Below are 15,588 nucleotides of genomic sequence, written 5' to 3' on the forward strand. Positions count from 1 at the left end.
GATGTCGTGACAGCGGCAGCAACTTTAGGCACTGTCGACTTGTCCAAGATATTTGCAACCTGAGTTCCATGGCCCCGCGCCAGGCCTATCCCCCCTTCACTATTGGCCGCCCAGCCCTATTCCATGATCAACACTCCCCTGCTTGCGTTGCTGCTGACCGCGCCCCTGGCGATGTTGGGGCATGCCGACACCACTTCCCCATCCGTCGCGCCCATGCCGGTAGCGCCGCCAGTGACCCAGGTCGCCGCGGAAAAACCCAGCCTGAGCATGGACCTGCCAGACAACGTGACCCCCGACCAGGCCACGGCGGCCAAGCTGGTCTACGGCTTGTTGTCCGACAGCCGTTACGCCTATCGGCCACAGCCGCTTGACGATGCGTTGTCGGCCGACATGTACACGCGCTACCTGGAAGCGCTCGACGGCGGCAAGCAGTTTTTCACCCAGGCCGATATTTCCAGTTTTGACCAGTACCGCACCGAGCTTGACGACGCCATCAAGAGTGGCCAGATGCAGCCGGCATACGAGATCTTTGATCTCTATGGCAAGCGCGTGATGGAACGGGTCGCCTATGCCCGCGCATTGTTGAAGCAGGACATGTTCGATTTCTCCGGCGATGACCGTTTCCATTACGACCGTGAGGATGCGCCTTGGGCGGCCGACGCGGCCGAGCTGGATCAACTGTGGAAGCAATCGGTTCGCAACGACTGGCTGCGCTTGAAGCTGGCAGGAAAGGAGGCCGACAAGATCCGCGAGACGCTGGACAAGCGTTACGGCAACCTGGCCGAGAACATCACCCAGTTGGAGGGTCAGGACGTGTTCCAGACCTTCCTCAACAGCTATACCAGTGCGATTGACCCGCACACCAGTTACTTCACGCCGCGCTCGGCGGAGAACTTCAACCTGTCGATGTCACTGTCGCTGGAAGGCATCGGCGCGGTGCTGCAAAAGCAGGACGACATCGTTGCAATCCGCGAGATCGTGCCCGGTGGGCCGGCCGACAAATCCGCCATCCTGGCGCCTGGTGACCGCGTGGTTGGTGTCGGCCAGGACGAAGAGGGTCCGATGGAAGACGTGATCGGCTGGCGCATCGACAACGTGGTCGAGCTGATTCGTGGGCCCAAGGACTCCCAGGTGCGCCTGGACATCATCCCGGCCGAGGCCGGGCTGGACAGCAAGCCGGTACGGGTGCTGATCACCCGCGACAAGGTGCGGCTGGAGGACCAGGCGGCGAAGTCGAAAGTGTTGGAAATCGAAGGCGAGGGCGACGTCCCGGACCAGCGGATCGGCGTCATCGAGCTGCCCGGTTTCTACCAGGACTTTGAAGGTCGCCGGCTGAACAAGGACGACTATGCCTCCGCCACGCGCGACGTTGCCAAGCTGCTGGCCGAACTGGAGGCCGATGGCGTGGATGGTGTGGTTCTGGACCTGCGCAACAACGGTGGCGGGTCATTGAACGAGGCGATCGAGTTGACCGGTTTGTTCATCGATCAAGGACCGGTGGTGCAGGTGCGCGAGTCCGGCGGTCGGGTCAGTGTCAATGGTGACGAGGATCGCGGCGTGGCGTGGGATGGCCCGTTTGCGGTGCTGGTCAATCGGGGTTCCGCATCGGCCTCGGAGATCTTCGCCGGTGCGATCCAGGACTACGGCCGCGGCCTGGTGATCGGTGAGACCACCTTCGGCAAGGGCACCGTGCAGAACCTGGTCGACCTGGACCGCTGGCCGGCGACCGAGGAAGAGCGCTTCGGCCAGGTCAAGCTGACCGTCGCCCAGTTCTTCCTGCCCGATGGCAGCTCGACCCAGAACAAGGGCGTGGTGCCGGACATCAACTTCCCCGCCTCGGTCGATGCCAGCGAATACGGCGAGAGCACCTACGACAACGCGTTGCCCTGGACCCGGATCGCCGGCGTGCCGCACGTCAGCTACGGCAACTTCCAGCCCTTGTTGCCGAAGCTTGAGACCCTGCATGCCGAACGGATTGTCGAGAGCCTGGAGTTCACGTGGTGGAACGAGGATGTCGCCAGGTTCCGCAAGGAAGCCGACAAGACCTCGATCTCCTTGAACGAGCAGGAGCGTCGGACCGAGCGTGATGCCAACGAGGCGCGACGACAGCAACGCCAGGACACCCGCAAGGAGCTGGGCCTGGCGCTGGATCCGCTGGCGCTGGCTTCCGCTGACGACGGCCTGACCGCCAACGAGCGCGACATCATCAAGGACACCGCGCGCGAGAAGGCGGCCGAAGATCGTCCCGACCCGCTGCTGCAGGAGTCCGCGGCGATCCTTGCCGACGCGATCTACCTGCTGGGCAACGACGCGCAGCTGTCCAGCGTGGTGCTGCCGCAGTCGACCGTTGTTGGCAGCTGGGCCGACTGAAAACGAGCCGACGTGATAGCGCAAGTCACCAGACAACACGGGCGCCGTCGGGTGCCCGTGTTGTTTTGGGTCAAGTGGGCTTCGACAGTGCGTTTGCTTCAGGCTCCCCGCAGAGCCTCCGTCACCGGCAACCGCGCCGCCCGCAATGCCGGGAACAGCCCGCCCACCAGGCCGATGCCCAGCGCCCACTTCAAGCCGGTCCACAGCAGTTCCGGAGAGACCTTGAACTGGAACACCACCTGGCTGAAGTTGTTGCCCAGCGTTGACACCGTGTAGCCGTTGAACACCAGCCAGGCGATCAGGCCGCCCAACACCCCGCCCAGCAGGGCGAGCAGCATGGTCTCCAGCATCACCGCCATCACCACCGGCAGGCTGCGGAAGCCGATCGCGCGCATGGTCGCGATCTCGCGCGCGCGTCCGGCGACGGCCGCGTACATGGTGTTGAGGGCGCCGAAGACCGCGCCAATGGCCATGATCGCGCCGATCGCGGTGCCCAGGATGCTGATCAGCTTGGTCAGCTGTCCGGATTGCTTGGCGTAGTAATCGTGGGTGGTTTCGACGTCCAGCTTCAGCCGTGGGTCGGCATCCATTGCGGCCTTGAGCTGCTCGAAACCGGCCTTGCCTTCGGTGCGCACGGTGATCGACTGGAACGCGTTGCGCCGGTAGGCCGCGGCGATGGTTTCCGCATCGCCCCACAGCTCCGAGTCGTGGGCATCGCCGGAGGCGAACGTGCCGACGATGGTCCACTCCTGGTTGGCGAAATCCAGCGTGTTGCCGACCTCCAGGCCGGCGAACTGCGACTGCGCGCCCTGGCCGACCATCAGCTCATGCAGGCCGGCGCCGAACTTGCGGCCCTCGATGATGCGGATGCCGTCGCGCACCTCCCAGGCCTCTTCGCCGACTCCGCGGAACTGCGCGTTGGCATCGCTGCCATCGGCGCGTGACGGCAACGCCACCACCTGTGACAGTTCCGCCGACAACAGCGGCTTGCCGTCGGCGCCCTGCTGGATGCCGGGCAGGTTGGCGACCAGTGGCACCTGCTCGCGCAGGATAATCGAGTTGGTTTCCGCTTGCGAGCCGCCGCGCAGGATGATCGCGGTGTTGTCGCTGCCGGTCGCATCCAGAGTGGCCTTGAAGCCCTCGCCCATCGCCAGCATCGCGACCAGCACGCCGACCACGCCGGCGATGCCGATGATGATCACCGAGGAGGCCCCCCAGCGCTGCGGCAGGCTGGCGATGCCGATCCGCGCCGCCGCCAGTGCGAGCCGGCCGGCATGGGTGAACGACAGCCACAGCCCCAGCAGCACCGCTACCGCGAGCACGGCGTACCAGGGCAGCATGGTCCACACGGCCAGCCCGACCAGCAGCAACAGGATCGACAACAGATTCCACAGCCATTGCTTGTTCATGGTCCGATCCCCGAGGCGTTGTTCATTGGAGTGGGCAGGCCGGTCCGAGCCATGTCAGCGTCCCGCGAGCGCGTCGACGATCTTCAGCCGCTTCGCCCGCAATGCCGGCAACAGGCCGACGACGATGCCGATCGCGACCATCAATCCCAAGCCGACCAACCAGGTCTGCGCGGGTACCTGCGGCAGCGAGATCATGCCGCCGCTGGCGGCGGCGAGACCGGGCATGATTGCCGACGCCAGCCCCAGCCCGATCAAGCCGCCCAATACCACCAGCAGCACCGACTCCACCATCACCAGGGTCAGCACGGTGCCATCGGTGAAGCCCAGGGTTTTCAGCGTGGCCAGCTCCGGCACGCGCTCGCGCACCGCCTGGGCCATGGTGTTGCCGGTCAGCAGCAACAAGGTGAAGAACACCGCGCCCATGATCGCGCTGACGATCAGGCCGATGTCGGCGAACTGTTTCGCGAACGCCTGCTGGAACGCGGACTCGGTCTGGCTCTTGGTCTCATGGTCGGAGTTGGCCGACAGCGCATCGATCGCCTGCGCGATCCGCGAGGCCTGCGCGGGGTTGCCGATCTGCACGGTGAAAAAACTCACCTGGCTCTTGATGTAGTCGTTGGCCTCGTCGAAATACTTCCAGTGCATCATCAACTGGTTTTCGGCCCCCGCGTTGTCGCGGTCCCTGGCGCGGTAGATCGCGCTGACCTGCAATGGCCAGTCATTGCTGCCGTCGCGCGGAAAGATCGTCGCCTGCAGCGGGATGGTATCGCCCAGCTTCCAGTCAAACTTGTTGGCCAGCGCCTCGCCCACGGCGGCCCCGGTGCGGTTGGCTCGGAACGCCTTCAGCTGCTCCGGCGGTACTTCGAAGTCGCTGTAGACATCGAAGTAGTTGTCGGCCACCGAGAAGTTGGGAAAGAAATTTTTCGGGTCCTGGTAAATGCCGCCGAACCACATCGCGTAGGTCACCTCCTGCACGCCCGGGACCGCCTCGATCTGTGGCAGCAGGCGGGTCGGCAGGGTCTGGGTGATCGACAGGCGCGAGGCAACGATCAGCCGGTTGGCACCGTCCACGCTGCCGCCGGAGTTGAATGCCACGCGCACCGAATCGAGCATCCCGAACAGCATGAAGGCGGCGATCACCGATAGCAGCGTCAACAAGGTGCGGGTCTTGCTGCGGAACAACTGGGCCCAGATCAGCGAGAGGTATTTCATGGCCGCCTCAGTGCGCCATCGCCGGTGCGTCGACCAGCTCACCCTTGTCCAGGTGGATCGTGTGGCTGGCGTACTCGGCGGCCTTGGGGTCGTGGGTGACCATGATGATGGTCTTGCCGTGCTCGCGGTTGAGCATCTGCAGCAGCTGCAGGATCTCCTCGGCTGAATGGCGGTCCAGGTCGCCGGTCGGCTCGTCGCAGATCAGGAAGGTCGGGTCGGAGACAATGGCCCGTGCAATCGCCACGCGCTGCTGCTGGCCGCCGGACAACTCGTTTGGCTTGTGCGTCTTGCGATCGGCCAGACCGACCAGCTGCAGCGCGATATCGGCGTTGCGCTTGCGTTGAGCGCTGCCCAGGTGGGTCAGCAACAGTGGCAGCTCGACGTTCTTCTGCGCGGTCAGCATCGGCATCAGGTTGTAGAACTGGAACACGAAACCGACGTGGCGGCTGCGCCAGTTGGACAGCTGCCCGGCGCTCATCCGGTCGATGCGCTCGCCTTCGATCTCGATCTCGCCCGAACTGGGGTTGTCGAGCCCGCCGATCAGGTTGAGCAAGGTGGTCTTGCCCGATCCCGATGGACCCATCAAGGCGACGAAATCGCCTTTCGGGATGTCCAGGTCGAGGCCGTGCAGCACCTGGATCTTCTCGGGACCACGCTGGTAGGTCTTGGTGAGGTTGCGAATGCTGACCAGGGGTGACATTGCGTTTTCCTCGATGGGTTGTCGGCGGGTGTCGCCGATGTAGCTGTCTTGGTTCTAGTTGTCTTGTTCGGCCATGCGTACTTTCGCGCCGTCCTGCAACGCCTCCGGCGGGTCAAGCACGACGGTCTCTCCGGCACTCAGGCCCGATATCACCTGGCGGTCGTCGCCCAGCGCCCGCCCGGTTTCCAATCTGCGCTGCACAACCGTGTCGTCGGGGTCGAGTACGAACGCCACGTCCTGGCCGTCGCGTTCCACAATCGCCGCCGCCGGCACGCGTACGCCTTCCGGTTGCTGCGAAGCGGGGTCGGGCGCCTCCAGGAAGCTCACCCGCACGCCCATCTCCGGCACGATCCGTTCGTCCTGCTCGTGCAGGGCGACCCGCACTTTCACCGTCGCCTTGCCGCGGTCGGCGGTGGGCACGATTGCGATCACCTCGCCGGGAATCTTCCAGTCCGAGTACGCGTTCAGCGTCGCCTCGACCGGCATCCCCGGCTTGACCCGGCCGATGTAGGCCTCGCCGACGTCGACCTCGACCTCCAGCGAATCCATGTCCACGATCGTGCCGATGCCGGTACGGGTGAAGCCGCCACCGGCCGACAGCGGAGAGATCATCTCGCCGGGCTGGGCCGCCTTGGCGATCACCACCCCGGCAAACGGCGCGCGCACCACGGTGTTGTCGACGCCGTTGTCGGCGATGGCGAGCTGGTCGACGGCCACCTGCGCCTGGCGCTGTGCGGTCAGCAGCTGCGCACGCAACGCATCGCGCTCGGCCACGGCCTGGTCGTACTGCGCTTGCGATACCAGCTGCTGTTTGACCAGCGGACCCAGACGGGTTGCACTGGCTTCGGCTTCGCGCAGACGGGCCCGGGCGCCAGCAATCTGGCTGCGCGCCGCGCCAAGCTGCGCGGTGGCAAGCTCGCGCTGGGCGGCGGCATCGACCGGATCCAGTGTCGCCAGCACCTCACCGGCCTCGACATGCTGGCCTTCCTCGATCAACACCTCACGCACTTTGCCGGTGATCTTGGACGATACCGTCGCCATGCGCCGGGCGACCACGTAGCCGCTGGCATCGAGCACCGAGCTGGAAGCACTGCCGCTGCCGATCGCCACCACCGGCGCGGTCTGTACTTCGATCCCGGTATCGCGGGCCAACGCCCATGCGCCGATCGCCAACGCTGCCAGCGCAATGATCGCCAACGCAATCCATAACCCACGCCGCGCTGGCGGTGGTGCGGCTTGGCGGTCGATGCGCAGCTCCTTCAGCAATTCGGCGTTGGTATTCATCAGAAACAGCCTAAACGCCCACCGGGGCGGCGTCACGTGACGGTTGTCATGTGAAATGGGTGATCTCCGGGACTGCCGGTGCCGCCGCGCGCTGCCTATCGTGGCTGCATCCCGCAACCGAGATGCACACGATGGATGATTGTCAGACGGAACTCGCCAGCCTGCGTGGGGTGCGCAAGCATTACGGCAAGGTGCTCGCACTCGATGGTGTCGACCTGACGCTACATGGCGGCCAGGTGCTGGCGTTGCTGGGCGCGAACGGTGCCGGCAAGACCACCGCAATCGCCGTGCTGCTGGGGTTGTTGTCCGCCGATGCCGGCGAGGTCGCGCTGTTCGGGCAGTCGCCGCACCGGCTCGCCGCGCGCCGGCGCATCGGGGTGATGCTGCAGTCGGCCGGCATTCCCGACACCAGCACGGTCCGTGAACTGCTTGACCTCACCCGCAGCTATTACCCGCAGCCGCGCAGCGTCGCCGAGTGCGTGGCACTGGCTGGACTGGATGGCCTGCTGAAGCGACGTTACGGGCGGTTGTCCGGCGGCCAGCAACGCAGGGTGCAGTTTGCGCTGGCGGTGTGCGGCAATCCGCAGTTGCTGTTTCTCGACGAACCCACCACCGGGCTGGACATCGAGGCGAGGCAGATGTTGTGGCAGGCGATCCGCACGATGGTCGAAAACGGCTACGCCGTATTGCTGACCACCCACTATCTGGAAGAAGCCGAGGCCCTGGCCGATCGCGTGGCGGTGCTGCATCGCGGCAGGGTGATCGCCACCGGCGGCATGGACGAGATCCGCATGCATGTCGCGCAACGGCGCATCCGCTGCCTGTCGGCGCTGGACGCCGCGCGCATTGCCGGCTGGCCGCAGGTACGCAGCGCGCAACGCCGGGACGCGCACATCGAGATTGTCACCGACGACGCCGAGGCCGTGGTGCGCCGGCTGCTGGCCGATGACCCGGCGCTGGGCGGGCTGGAAGTCCAGCGCGCCGGACTCGCCGAAGCCTTCATCCATCTCACCCGCGACGAGGGTCACGCCGCGTCGTTATCCACTGCCGAGGCCGCATGATGAACCCCCCTGCATCCACCACGCCGTTCGCCGACCTCCCGCATCCGCCATGGCGCAGCTACCTGCTGGAAGCGCATTGCGAGTTCCGCCGCATGCTGCGCACGCCGTCGTTCGTGCTGCCGCTGCTGTTGTTCCCGGCGCTGTTCTACCTGCTGTTCGGCGTGGTGCTCAACCGCAGCGATGGCGGACAGGCGACGCGGTATCTGCTCGCGACCTACGGCGTGTTCGGTGTCATGGGCACCGGCCTGTTCGGCTTCGGGGTGACGGTGGCGATGGAGCGCGATCGCGGTTTCATCGCCTACAAACGCGCGTTGCCGATGCCGCCGGGCGCGTACCTGTTCGCCAAGATGGTGATGGCGATGCTGTTCTCGGTGATGGTTTCGCTGCTGCTGGCCGTACTCGCGGCGACGCTGGGCAAGGTGTCGCTGGCGGCGTCACAGTGGTTGTTGTTGTTTATCGTCAACGTGATCGGCGTGCTGCCGTTCTGCGCGCTGGGCCTGTACATAGGCACGGTGGGCGGGCAGGGTTCGCCGGCCGTGCTCAATCTGATCTACCTGCCCATGGCGTTCATGTCCGGATTATGGATGCCGCTGTCGATGCTGCCGCCGGTGATGGGCGCCATCGCGCCGGTGTGGCCGTCCTGGCATCTGGCCCAGGTCGCGCTGAAGGTGATTGGCATGGACTCAGGTAGCGGATTGCTGCTGCATGTGGCGGTACTGGCGGGCGTGACCACGGTGTTCTTCGGGCTTGCACAGCGCCGGCTGCGGCGGATCGGCTGATGCGGGATCATGGATCGTGATCAACCGGAAGCCTTCGTGATGTGGAAAGCCCTGCCTGCGTGGTTGTCGCCTGCGCCGGACTCGCTGGTGGCGATCGCACTGCAGCGCGGCAAGTCGCCGTGGCTGCATGCGATTCACCTGCTGTGGTCGGTGTGGGTGTTCCTGACGCCGCTTTTTGGCGGCGGTTTCAGCTGGCAGTGGGCGGCGCTGACGCTGGCCTCGTACCCGCTGTTCCTGCTGCTGTTCGCGCTGGCTCTGCTGATGCCACGGCGCACCGCGTACCGCCCGGCGCTGGGCATGATCGCGCTGAGCATGGTGTTGTTACCGGTGTATCCGTCGGGGCTGAGCTACTTCATCTTCGGCTGCGTGATGCTGCACGGCAGCACCCGGACGATGCTGGGCTACCTGGGTCAGTTGCTGCTGCTGAATGCCGCGTTCTGGGCGCTGGCGTGGTGGATCGGTTATCCGCTGGGGGTGATGGTCTGGATCCCGGTACTGACCGTCATCATCGGTGTCATCGTCAACGTTGAACACATCAGCCAGGAGAAGGACGCCGCACTGAAGCTGTCGCACGACGAGGTGCGCCGGCTGGCCGCGACCGCCGAGCGCGAGCGCATCGGCCGCGATCTGCACGACCTGCTTGGCCACACTTTGTCGCTGATCACCCTGAAGCTGGAGCTGTCGCGCAAGCTGGCCGACCGCGACAGCGCGGCCTCGCGGCGTGAGGTGGAGGAAGCCGAACGCATTGCCCGCCATGCGCTGGCCGAAGTGCGCAGCGCGGTCACCGGCATCCGCGCCACCGACCTGGCCGCGGAGCTGGCTTCGGCGCGTCTGCTGCTGGAATCCTCGGCGGTGCATCTGGACTACGACGCGCCGCCCGGCCTGCCGCTGGAGATCGAGCGCGGGCTGTCGCTGGTGCTGCGCGAGGCGGTCACCAACATTGCCCGCCACGCCCATGCCAGCCAGGCGCAGGTCCGGTTTGCGCTGGTCGATGGCAGTGTGCAGCTGGACATCACCGACAACGGCCGCGGTGGCGTCGTGCGTGAAGGCAACGGATTGAGCGGCATGCGCGAGCGGGCCTCGGCGCTGGGTGGCACGCTGGACGTGGAATCATCCAAGGGCCACGGCACGCGCCTGCGGATCCGCGTTCCGATGAAGCCGGTGCATACCAGCGTTGCGGGACCGCACGGCGACGACGGCATCGCCCCGTCCGATACGGCCGATACGTTCCGCGCGGCGGTGGGTCTGGGCGCAACATGACCAGGCACGACATGACTGGCCGCGACAGGAAAGGAGATGCCACGGCCATGAAAGCCACGATGCCCCACCGCGGGCCCAACCCATGATCCGCATTCTGCTGGCCGAGGACCAGGCGATGGTGCGCGGCGCGTTGTCGGCCCTGCTCGGGCTGGAGCCCGACATCGAGGTGCTCGGTGCGGCCGCCGATGGCGAGAGCGCCTGGCGCGAGTTGCAGCGACTGCAGCCGGACGTGCTGGTCACCGATATCGAGATGCCGGGCCTGACCGGGCTGGAGCTGGCCCAGCGCATCCAGCGCCACGGGCTGCCGGTGAGGGTGGTGATCGTGACCACGTTTGGCCGCGCCGGATTCCTGCGTCGGGCGCTGGACGCCGGCGTGGCGGGATATCTGCTGAAGGACGCGCCGGCCGAGGACCTGGCCCAGGCGCTGCGCACGGTGCATCGCGGCGGCCGCGCGATCGACCCGCAACTGGCGCTGGATGCGTGGACCGACGCCGACCCGCTCAACGATCGTGAGCGCCAGGTGCTGCGGTTGGCCGGCGAGGGCATGCCGGCCACCGACATCGCCGCGCAACTGCAGCTCTCGCACGGCACCGTGCGCAACTATCTGTCCGAGGCCATCGGCAAACTCGGCGCCGGCAACCGCATCGAGGCATACCGGTCGGCGCGGCAGAAGGGCTGGCTATAACGCCCGGCCGATCAGTGCCCGGCGCGCGCCTGCAACATCGCGAACGCGGCACGCAGACCCTGGGCCTCACCACCCGGCGGGTGGCCGGGACGGTCGGCGTCGTTCCAGCTGTAGACGTCCAGGTGGGCCCACTTCTGCCCGGCGGGGACGAAGCGTTCCAGGTACAGCGCGGCGGTCACGCTGCCGGCCATTCTGGACGGGCCGGCGTTGGCGATGTCGGCGATGTCACTGGTCAGGTAGCGCCAGTACGGGCGCCACAACGGCATCCGCCACAGCGGGTCACGTTGCTGCTGGCCGGCCTGCAGCCAGGCGTTGGCGAGCTCGTCATCGTTGCTGTACAGCGCCGGCAGGTCGGGGCCGAGCGCCACGCGCGCGGCACCGGTGAGGGTCGCGAAGTCGATCAGCAACTCCGGCGATTGCTCGCCGGCGTAAGCGAGCGCGTCGCCGAGTATCAGCCGGCCTTCGGCATCGGTGTTGTCGATTTCCACGTTGATGCCGGTGCGGGTGCTGATCACCTCGCCGGGGCGGAAGGCATCGGGGCCAATGGCGTTTTCCACCGCCGCCACCAGCAGGGTGATCCGCAGGGGCAGCTTGCGCACCATGATCCATTCGGCCAGTGCAATGGCATGCGCCGCGCCGCCCATGTCTTTCTTCATGTTGCGCATGCCGGCGGAAGCCTTCAGGTCCAGCCCGCCGGTGTCGAAGCACACGCCCTTGCCGACCAGGGCCACGTGCGGATGCGACTGGTCGCCCCAGCGCAGCGCGATCAACCGTGGCGCGCGGTGGCTGGCGCGGCCGACGGCGTGGATCGCGGGGAAGTTCTGCTCCAGCAAATCCTCGCCGCTGACCACCTCGATGGCCGCGCCGTGGCGCTCGGCGATCTCGCAGGCGACCTGCTCCAGCTGGTCCGGGCCCATGTGCTCGGACGGCGTGTTGACCAGGTCGCGCACCCGCACGCAGGCGGCCAGTGCGTCATGCACCTGGGCATCGCCGTCGACCTGCAACAGCGCCGGTTGGCGCAGGGGCTGCTTGTAGCGGTTGAAACGGTAGGCGCCCAGCCCCCAGCCCAGCTGCAATGCGGCCAGCACGGCGGGCTCATGCTCCCCGGCAAGGTGGAACGTGCGTATCGGCAACCCGAGTGGCAGGTGGCCATAGCTGGCCGGATCCAGTGGGTCGCCGATGCCCGCCACCGCCCCGACGATCGTGCCATCGGTCCCCGGCAACACCAGCGCCGTGCCGGGTGCTGCGTCGAAACCCTTGGCCGCCACCCAGCTACCGGTCGGCGCCGATTGCGTCGACAGCCAATCGGTCAGCTGACTGCGGTCGATGACATGCAGCGGGAGGGTGTCGATGGCCGCGTCGGCGTTGATGAAACCGGTGGTTGTGCTCATGGGGAAATGGGGTCCTGGTGGTGCGTCGCGTCGAGCCAGTCGGCCAATGCGGCAAGGGTGGAAAATTCGAGGTCGGGCCGGATGTCGCTGCGCTGCCAGGACCGGGTCTTGCCGGAGGCATCGGGGCGATTGATCCAGCAGGTACGCAGACCGGCGCGGTGGGCGCCAACGACGTCCATCCGGGGATCGTCACCGACATGCAATACGTATTGTGCCGCGACGCCAAGCTGGTCGCAGGCGGCGTGGAAGATGCTCGCTGCCGGCTTGGCCGCGCCGTGCTCGCTTGCGCCCAGCTGGAACGCGAACAGGTGCATCAGCCCGATCGTGTGCAAACAGGCATTGCCGTTGCTGAGCGCGGCCAGGGGCAGTTTGGCCGCCAGTCGCTCCAGCGCCGGCACGCTGTCGGCATAGTGGTCGACGTCGCAACGCGCGGCAAAGTAGGCGGTATACGCATCGGTGGCCAGGTCGACATCCTCGCCTGCCAGCACCAGCATTCTTTCCAGCATCCACTGGCGCTGGGCAGTCATGTCATGGGTCAGGTGCGGCCGTTCGGTGTTGGCGACCTGGCGCAGTCGTTGGCGCTCGTCCAGCGGCCACATGCGGGCGGCGCGTGGTGCGTGCTCCACCAGCCACGCGTCGAGCGCGAGTTCGGCACCGACGATTGCCGGCATGACCGGCCAGATCGTGTCGTCGAGATCAAGGGTAATGGCGTGGACCGGGAAGCTATTCAAGCAACTTCGCCCAGCCTTCCAGACCATCGATCCGCGCCAGCACGATCTTCACGCATACCAGCAGCGGTACCGCCAGCAGCAAGCCGATGATCCCCCACAGCGAACCAAAGACCATCAGCGCAAGGATCAATACCAGGGGCGACAGCCGCATCTGCCGGCCGAGCACGACCGGCGTCAGGATCTGGCCTTCCAGGGTATGCAGGAACAGGTAGATGCCGGCCGGCAGCAACGACATCCACAACTCGTCAAAGGCGACGAACCCCATCATCAGCATGATGATGATGCCGATCAGCGGACCGACGTAGGGGGCGAAGTTGAGCACGGTGGCCATTGTCCCCCACAGCAGCGCTTCGGCCAGCGGCACCTGCAGCAGGTACAACACGCCAGCCAGCGCCAGCCCAACGGCGATGTTGATCAAGCTGATGGTCAGCACATAGCGCGAGATTTCCCGTTCGATGGATTGCATGATCTCCACGCTGACCCGCTTTTGCTGGCGCGTGGGCAGCAATGACATCGCATTGCGTTGCAGGTTCTCGCCGTAGACCATAAAGAAGAATGTCAGCAGCACCACCGCCAGTCCCGATGCCAGCATCAACGGCGTCGTCGTCAGGGCCTTGTAGGGATTGTTGACTTCGGTGCGGACCACGCGCACCGGCTCACCGGTGTCGGCGGCCCGGGCGATATCGGCGGCAGCCTCGTTGGCGGCCTGCATCGGCTTGGTCATCTCGCGCAGCTTGGGTGCCAGTTGGCGCAGCTCGCGCGGGACCTGCCGGGCCCATTCGGACGCCGGCTCGACCAACTGGACGCCCAGCGCGGCGGTGCCGGCCATGCCGCCCACCAGGACCAGCAGCGCCCCCAGCGCGCGCGGGATGTAGAGCCTGCGCAAGCCGCGAATGATCGGGTTGCCGATCAGTGCGAAAAATACCGCCAGCAGGATCGGCAATATCACCGTTTGCGCCGCCCACAAGGTGAAGCCGACCGCGAGGATGGCCAGGATCATCAGGGCGGCCGATGCGCGTGGCCGCACGGACGACAGTGAGGGTTCGGCCGGATCGGGCTGGGCGCCGACCACCGTCGAGCCGGTGGCTGGCTCCGGCGAACCTGGCGCCGGTGTCGGGGTGGTCATGGCCCGGTCGCGCCGCCGGCCTGTCGCGCCGCCGCCGCGGCGCGCTCCAGGAAGTCGTGGGCGAGCCGCTCGCTTGCGGCAGCGGCAGGGTCCGGACCCGGGGTGGTTCCGGCCGCGACACCGACTGCCCGCTGCGCCGTCTGTTCGGCTTCCTCGGCCGTCTGGCTGGCAGCGCTCGCGGTGGTGCTGGCGAACAGGCCGGTCAACAACGACACGATCCGCACCACGCCACCATTGCGGGCGGCACTGCGAAATGGTTCGCCGCGACCCACCAGGAACCCGCCGGCCAGTCCGGCAATCACGATCCGTCCGGGTGTCCACGCCGACTTCCAGCTGTCCCTTAGCTGGCGCAAGTCGGCGCCGACGCGGCGCTCGTTCGCCTCCAGGGCGTTCTCGGCCTGGGCGACCTTGGTGATGAGTTTGTTGAAGCTCATGACGCTGCAATCCCCTGCATGGTTATCCCGTCAGTGTGGTGCCATCGACGGGGTCATGGCGGCGTCACAGACACGCCTTGTTCGTCTTTTGCCGGTTTACCGTCGGGTTGCTCGTGGAGCCGCTGCCGGGCGACCTCGCGCGCCGAGTCTGGTGATTCGGGACCGGGGGCGAAATCGGCCAGTTCACCGATCCCCAGCCGTGCCAACTGCCGTCGTGTCGCCTGCAGCCGGGTATGTTCGAAATAGCGCATGGCCATCCACGCGGCGATCGCGGTGACTGCCACGCTGAATAGTGCCGAAATCAACAGCGCCACCGCCCACGACATGCCCACCGGCCCCTTGAGCACGACCACCAGCGTAGTCATCAGCAGCAGCCACGCCGAGCCGCCAAAGGCGATGGCGACGCCGGTAAATGCCAGCGCCCGGCCCAACGCGCTGCGTGCCAGCGAGACGTCTGCGGCCACCAGCGAGCGGAGCGACTTGGCAGTAGCGCCGGCAGCGTCGAGGCTGGCCCGCCCGGTGAGGCCGAGCTGGCGGATCGCCTCCAGCAGGTCGGGGTCGACCTGATCGGAGTCGACATGATCCGACTTGCTCTGGTCCGATCCGGCATCGTCCGCGCGTGCCTCGTCCTTGGCGGCGCGCGTGTGAAGCCGCTCCCGCATCGATTCGCGGGTAGCGGCATCAATGGACGATTGCTGGTCGCCTGGCGCGGCGGTTCCGGACATGCCCCGGGGCTACCTGTCGTTGCTGCGGCCAAGCTTGGAGATAATCCAGCCGGCGGCAAAGGCAGCACCAAATGAGGCGATCGGGCGTTCGCGGATCAACTCCGCGGCGCTGTCGATCAGGTCACGTCCCTTGTCCATCAGCACGTCGGCCTGCTCGCGCATCGCGTCGCCCGCCTGTTCCGCGGCGGCGATACCCGCCAGGGCGCTATCGGCCATTTCCGACTTGATCTGGGCCCGGCCGAGCTTGAGCTCGTCGCCCGCAGCACTCGCGGCACCCTTGATGGCTTCGCCGCTGTCGCGCGCTGCCTGCTTCAGGTGGCTTCCGGCTTCGCCCAGATGGCTCTTGAGGTTCTGCGATGACAGGCCGGGGTTCGGTGTGGTGTCGGTGGTGCTCATTCGGGTGCTCCAGGGTTGGGGTGGT

General features: G+C 66.5%; 15 protein-coding genes. 5 read left to right on the forward strand and 10 right to left on the reverse strand.

Annotated elements, in window-relative coordinates; all coding sequences use genetic code 11:
* Window positions 1-126: 126 nt before the first annotated feature.
* Window positions 127-2,370 (forward strand): carboxy terminal-processing peptidase, encoded by a 2,244-nt coding sequence (locus tag ACW7G1_RS02345; protein WP_456978813.1) that lies wholly within the window; start codon window positions 127-129, stop codon window positions 2,368-2,370.
* A 98-nt stretch (window positions 2,371-2,468) separates the two neighbouring features.
* Here ACW7G1_RS02345 and ACW7G1_RS02350 read toward each other — a convergent pair whose 3' ends face one another.
* From ACW7G1_RS02350 to ACW7G1_RS02365, 4 genes are read right to left on the reverse strand one after another with little or no spacing between them, the layout of a single operon-like run.
* The gene (locus tag ACW7G1_RS02350; protein WP_456978162.1) at window positions 2,469-3,779 is read right to left on the reverse strand and encodes an ABC transporter permease; all 1,311 of its coding nucleotides are present in this window, start codon (window positions 3,777-3,779) and stop codon (window positions 2,469-2,471) included.
* Window positions 3,780-3,833: 54 nt separating this feature from the next.
* Entirely contained in the window at window positions 3,834-4,991 is a 1,158-nt protein-coding gene (locus tag ACW7G1_RS02355) for an ABC transporter permease (protein WP_456978163.1), read from the reverse strand.
* 7 nt (window positions 4,992-4,998) lie between these two features.
* Entirely contained in the window at window positions 4,999-5,691 is a 693-nt protein-coding gene (locus tag ACW7G1_RS02360; RefSeq protein ID WP_456978164.1) for an ABC transporter ATP-binding protein, read from the reverse strand.
* A 54-nt stretch (window positions 5,692-5,745) separates the two neighbouring features.
* Window positions 5,746-6,975: an efflux RND transporter periplasmic adaptor subunit gene (locus ACW7G1_RS02365; RefSeq protein WP_456978165.1), complete on the reverse strand. Its 1,230-nt coding sequence runs from the start codon at window positions 6,973-6,975 to the stop codon at window positions 5,746-5,748.
* A gap of 131 nt (window positions 6,976-7,106) precedes the next feature.
* On the opposite strand from ACW7G1_RS02365, the gene ACW7G1_RS02370 reads away from it, so the two are divergent.
* The 4 genes from ACW7G1_RS02370 to ACW7G1_RS02385 all read left to right on the forward strand — a co-directional run bounded on the left by ACW7G1_RS02370 (window position 7,107) and on the right by ACW7G1_RS02385 (window position 10,760).
* A complete protein-coding gene (locus tag ACW7G1_RS02370; protein WP_456978166.1) occupies window positions 7,107-8,036 on the forward strand; it encodes an ABC transporter ATP-binding protein in 930 nt (309 codons plus the stop codon).
* On the forward strand, window positions 8,033-8,815 hold the full coding sequence (locus ACW7G1_RS02375; protein ID WP_456978167.1) for an ABC transporter permease: 783 nt from the start codon (window positions 8,033-8,035) through the stop codon (window positions 8,813-8,815). Before ACW7G1_RS02370 ends, ACW7G1_RS02375 begins: the two co-directional genes overlap by 4 nt.
* Before the next feature lie 9 nt (window positions 8,816-8,824).
* Window positions 8,825-10,075 carry a sensor histidine kinase gene (locus ACW7G1_RS02380; RefSeq protein WP_456978168.1) on the forward strand — a complete coding sequence of 417 codons (1,251 nt, stop codon included), beginning with the start codon at window positions 8,825-8,827 and terminating at the stop codon, window positions 10,073-10,075.
* Window positions 10,076-10,157: 82 nt separating this feature from the next.
* Window positions 10,158-10,760: a response regulator gene (locus ACW7G1_RS02385; RefSeq protein WP_456978169.1), complete on the forward strand. Its 603-nt coding sequence runs from the start codon at window positions 10,158-10,160 to the stop codon at window positions 10,758-10,760.
* An 11-nt stretch (window positions 10,761-10,771) separates the two neighbouring features.
* Here ACW7G1_RS02385 and ACW7G1_RS02390 read toward each other — a convergent pair whose 3' ends face one another.
* The 6 genes from ACW7G1_RS02390 to ACW7G1_RS02415 are packed head-to-tail and all read right to left on the reverse strand — an operon-like array spanning window position 10,772 to window position 15,563.
* Window positions 10,772-12,151: a leucyl aminopeptidase family protein gene (locus ACW7G1_RS02390; RefSeq protein ID WP_456978170.1), complete on the reverse strand. Its 1,380-nt coding sequence runs from the start codon at window positions 12,149-12,151 to the stop codon at window positions 10,772-10,774.
* On the reverse strand, window positions 12,148-12,882 hold the full coding sequence (locus tag ACW7G1_RS02395; RefSeq protein WP_456978171.1) for an HAD family hydrolase: 735 nt from the start codon (window positions 12,880-12,882) through the stop codon (window positions 12,148-12,150). Before ACW7G1_RS02395 ends, ACW7G1_RS02390 begins: the two co-directional genes overlap by 4 nt.
* Entirely contained in the window at window positions 12,875-14,008 is a 1,134-nt protein-coding gene (locus ACW7G1_RS02400) for an AI-2E family transporter (RefSeq protein WP_456978172.1), read from the reverse strand. Before ACW7G1_RS02400 ends, ACW7G1_RS02395 begins: the two co-directional genes overlap by 8 nt.
* Complete coding sequence (locus tag ACW7G1_RS02405) at window positions 14,005-14,442, reverse strand: hypothetical protein (protein WP_456978173.1); 438 nt, start codon at window positions 14,440-14,442, stop codon at window positions 14,005-14,007. The genes ACW7G1_RS02400 and ACW7G1_RS02405 overlap by 4 nt, the downstream gene beginning before the upstream one ends.
* Before the next feature lie 53 nt (window positions 14,443-14,495).
* Window positions 14,496-15,167 (reverse strand): phage holin family protein, encoded by a 672-nt coding sequence (locus ACW7G1_RS02410; RefSeq protein ID WP_456978174.1) that lies wholly within the window; start codon window positions 15,165-15,167, stop codon window positions 14,496-14,498.
* 9 nt (window positions 15,168-15,176) lie between these two features.
* The gene (locus tag ACW7G1_RS02415) at window positions 15,177-15,563 is read right to left on the reverse strand and encodes a hypothetical protein (RefSeq protein WP_456978175.1); all 387 of its coding nucleotides are present in this window, start codon (window positions 15,561-15,563) and stop codon (window positions 15,177-15,179) included.
* Window positions 15,564-15,588: the final 25 nt, after the last annotated feature.

It is taken from the genome of Lysobacter sp. A378 (assembly GCF_054052125.1).

Excerpts from the sequence above, each read along its gene's own strand:
- ACW7G1_RS02385 (WP_456978169.1), top strand. The coding sequence starts at position 10,158 with ATGATCCGCATTCTGCTGGCCGAGGACCAGGCGATGGTGCGCGGCGCG.
- ACW7G1_RS02405 (WP_456978173.1), bottom strand. The coding sequence starts at position 14,442 with ATGAGCTTCAACAAACTCATCACCAAGGTCGCCCAGGCCGAGAACGCC.
- ACW7G1_RS02415 (WP_456978175.1), bottom strand. The coding sequence starts at position 15,563 with ATGAGCACCACCGACACCACACCGAACCCCGGCCTGTCATCGCAGAAC.
- ACW7G1_RS02350 (WP_456978162.1), bottom strand. The coding sequence starts at position 3,779 with ATGAACAAGCAATGGCTGTGGAATCTGTTGTCGATCCTGTTGCTGCTG.
- ACW7G1_RS02375 (WP_456978167.1), top strand. The coding sequence starts at position 8,033 with ATGATGAACCCCCCTGCATCCACCACGCCGTTCGCCGACCTCCCGCAT.
- ACW7G1_RS02380 (WP_456978168.1), top strand. The coding sequence starts at position 8,825 with ATGGATCGTGATCAACCGGAAGCCTTCGTGATGTGGAAAGCCCTGCCT.
- ACW7G1_RS02390 (WP_456978170.1), bottom strand. The coding sequence starts at position 12,151 with ATGAGCACAACCACCGGTTTCATCAACGCCGACGCGGCCATCGACACC.
- ACW7G1_RS02355 (WP_456978163.1), bottom strand. The coding sequence starts at position 4,991 with ATGAAATACCTCTCGCTGATCTGGGCCCAGTTGTTCCGCAGCAAGACC.
- ACW7G1_RS02370 (WP_456978166.1), top strand. The coding sequence starts at position 7,107 with ATGGATGATTGTCAGACGGAACTCGCCAGCCTGCGTGGGGTGCGCAAG.
- ACW7G1_RS02410 (WP_456978174.1), bottom strand. The coding sequence starts at position 15,167 with ATGTCCGGAACCGCCGCGCCAGGCGACCAGCAATCGTCCATTGATGCC.
- ACW7G1_RS02365 (WP_456978165.1), bottom strand. The coding sequence starts at position 6,975 with ATGAATACCAACGCCGAATTGCTGAAGGAGCTGCGCATCGACCGCCAA.
- ACW7G1_RS02360 (WP_456978164.1), bottom strand. The coding sequence starts at position 5,691 with ATGTCACCCCTGGTCAGCATTCGCAACCTCACCAAGACCTACCAGCGT.
- ACW7G1_RS02400 (WP_456978172.1), bottom strand. The coding sequence starts at position 14,008 with ATGACCACCCCGACACCGGCGCCAGGTTCGCCGGAGCCAGCCACCGGC.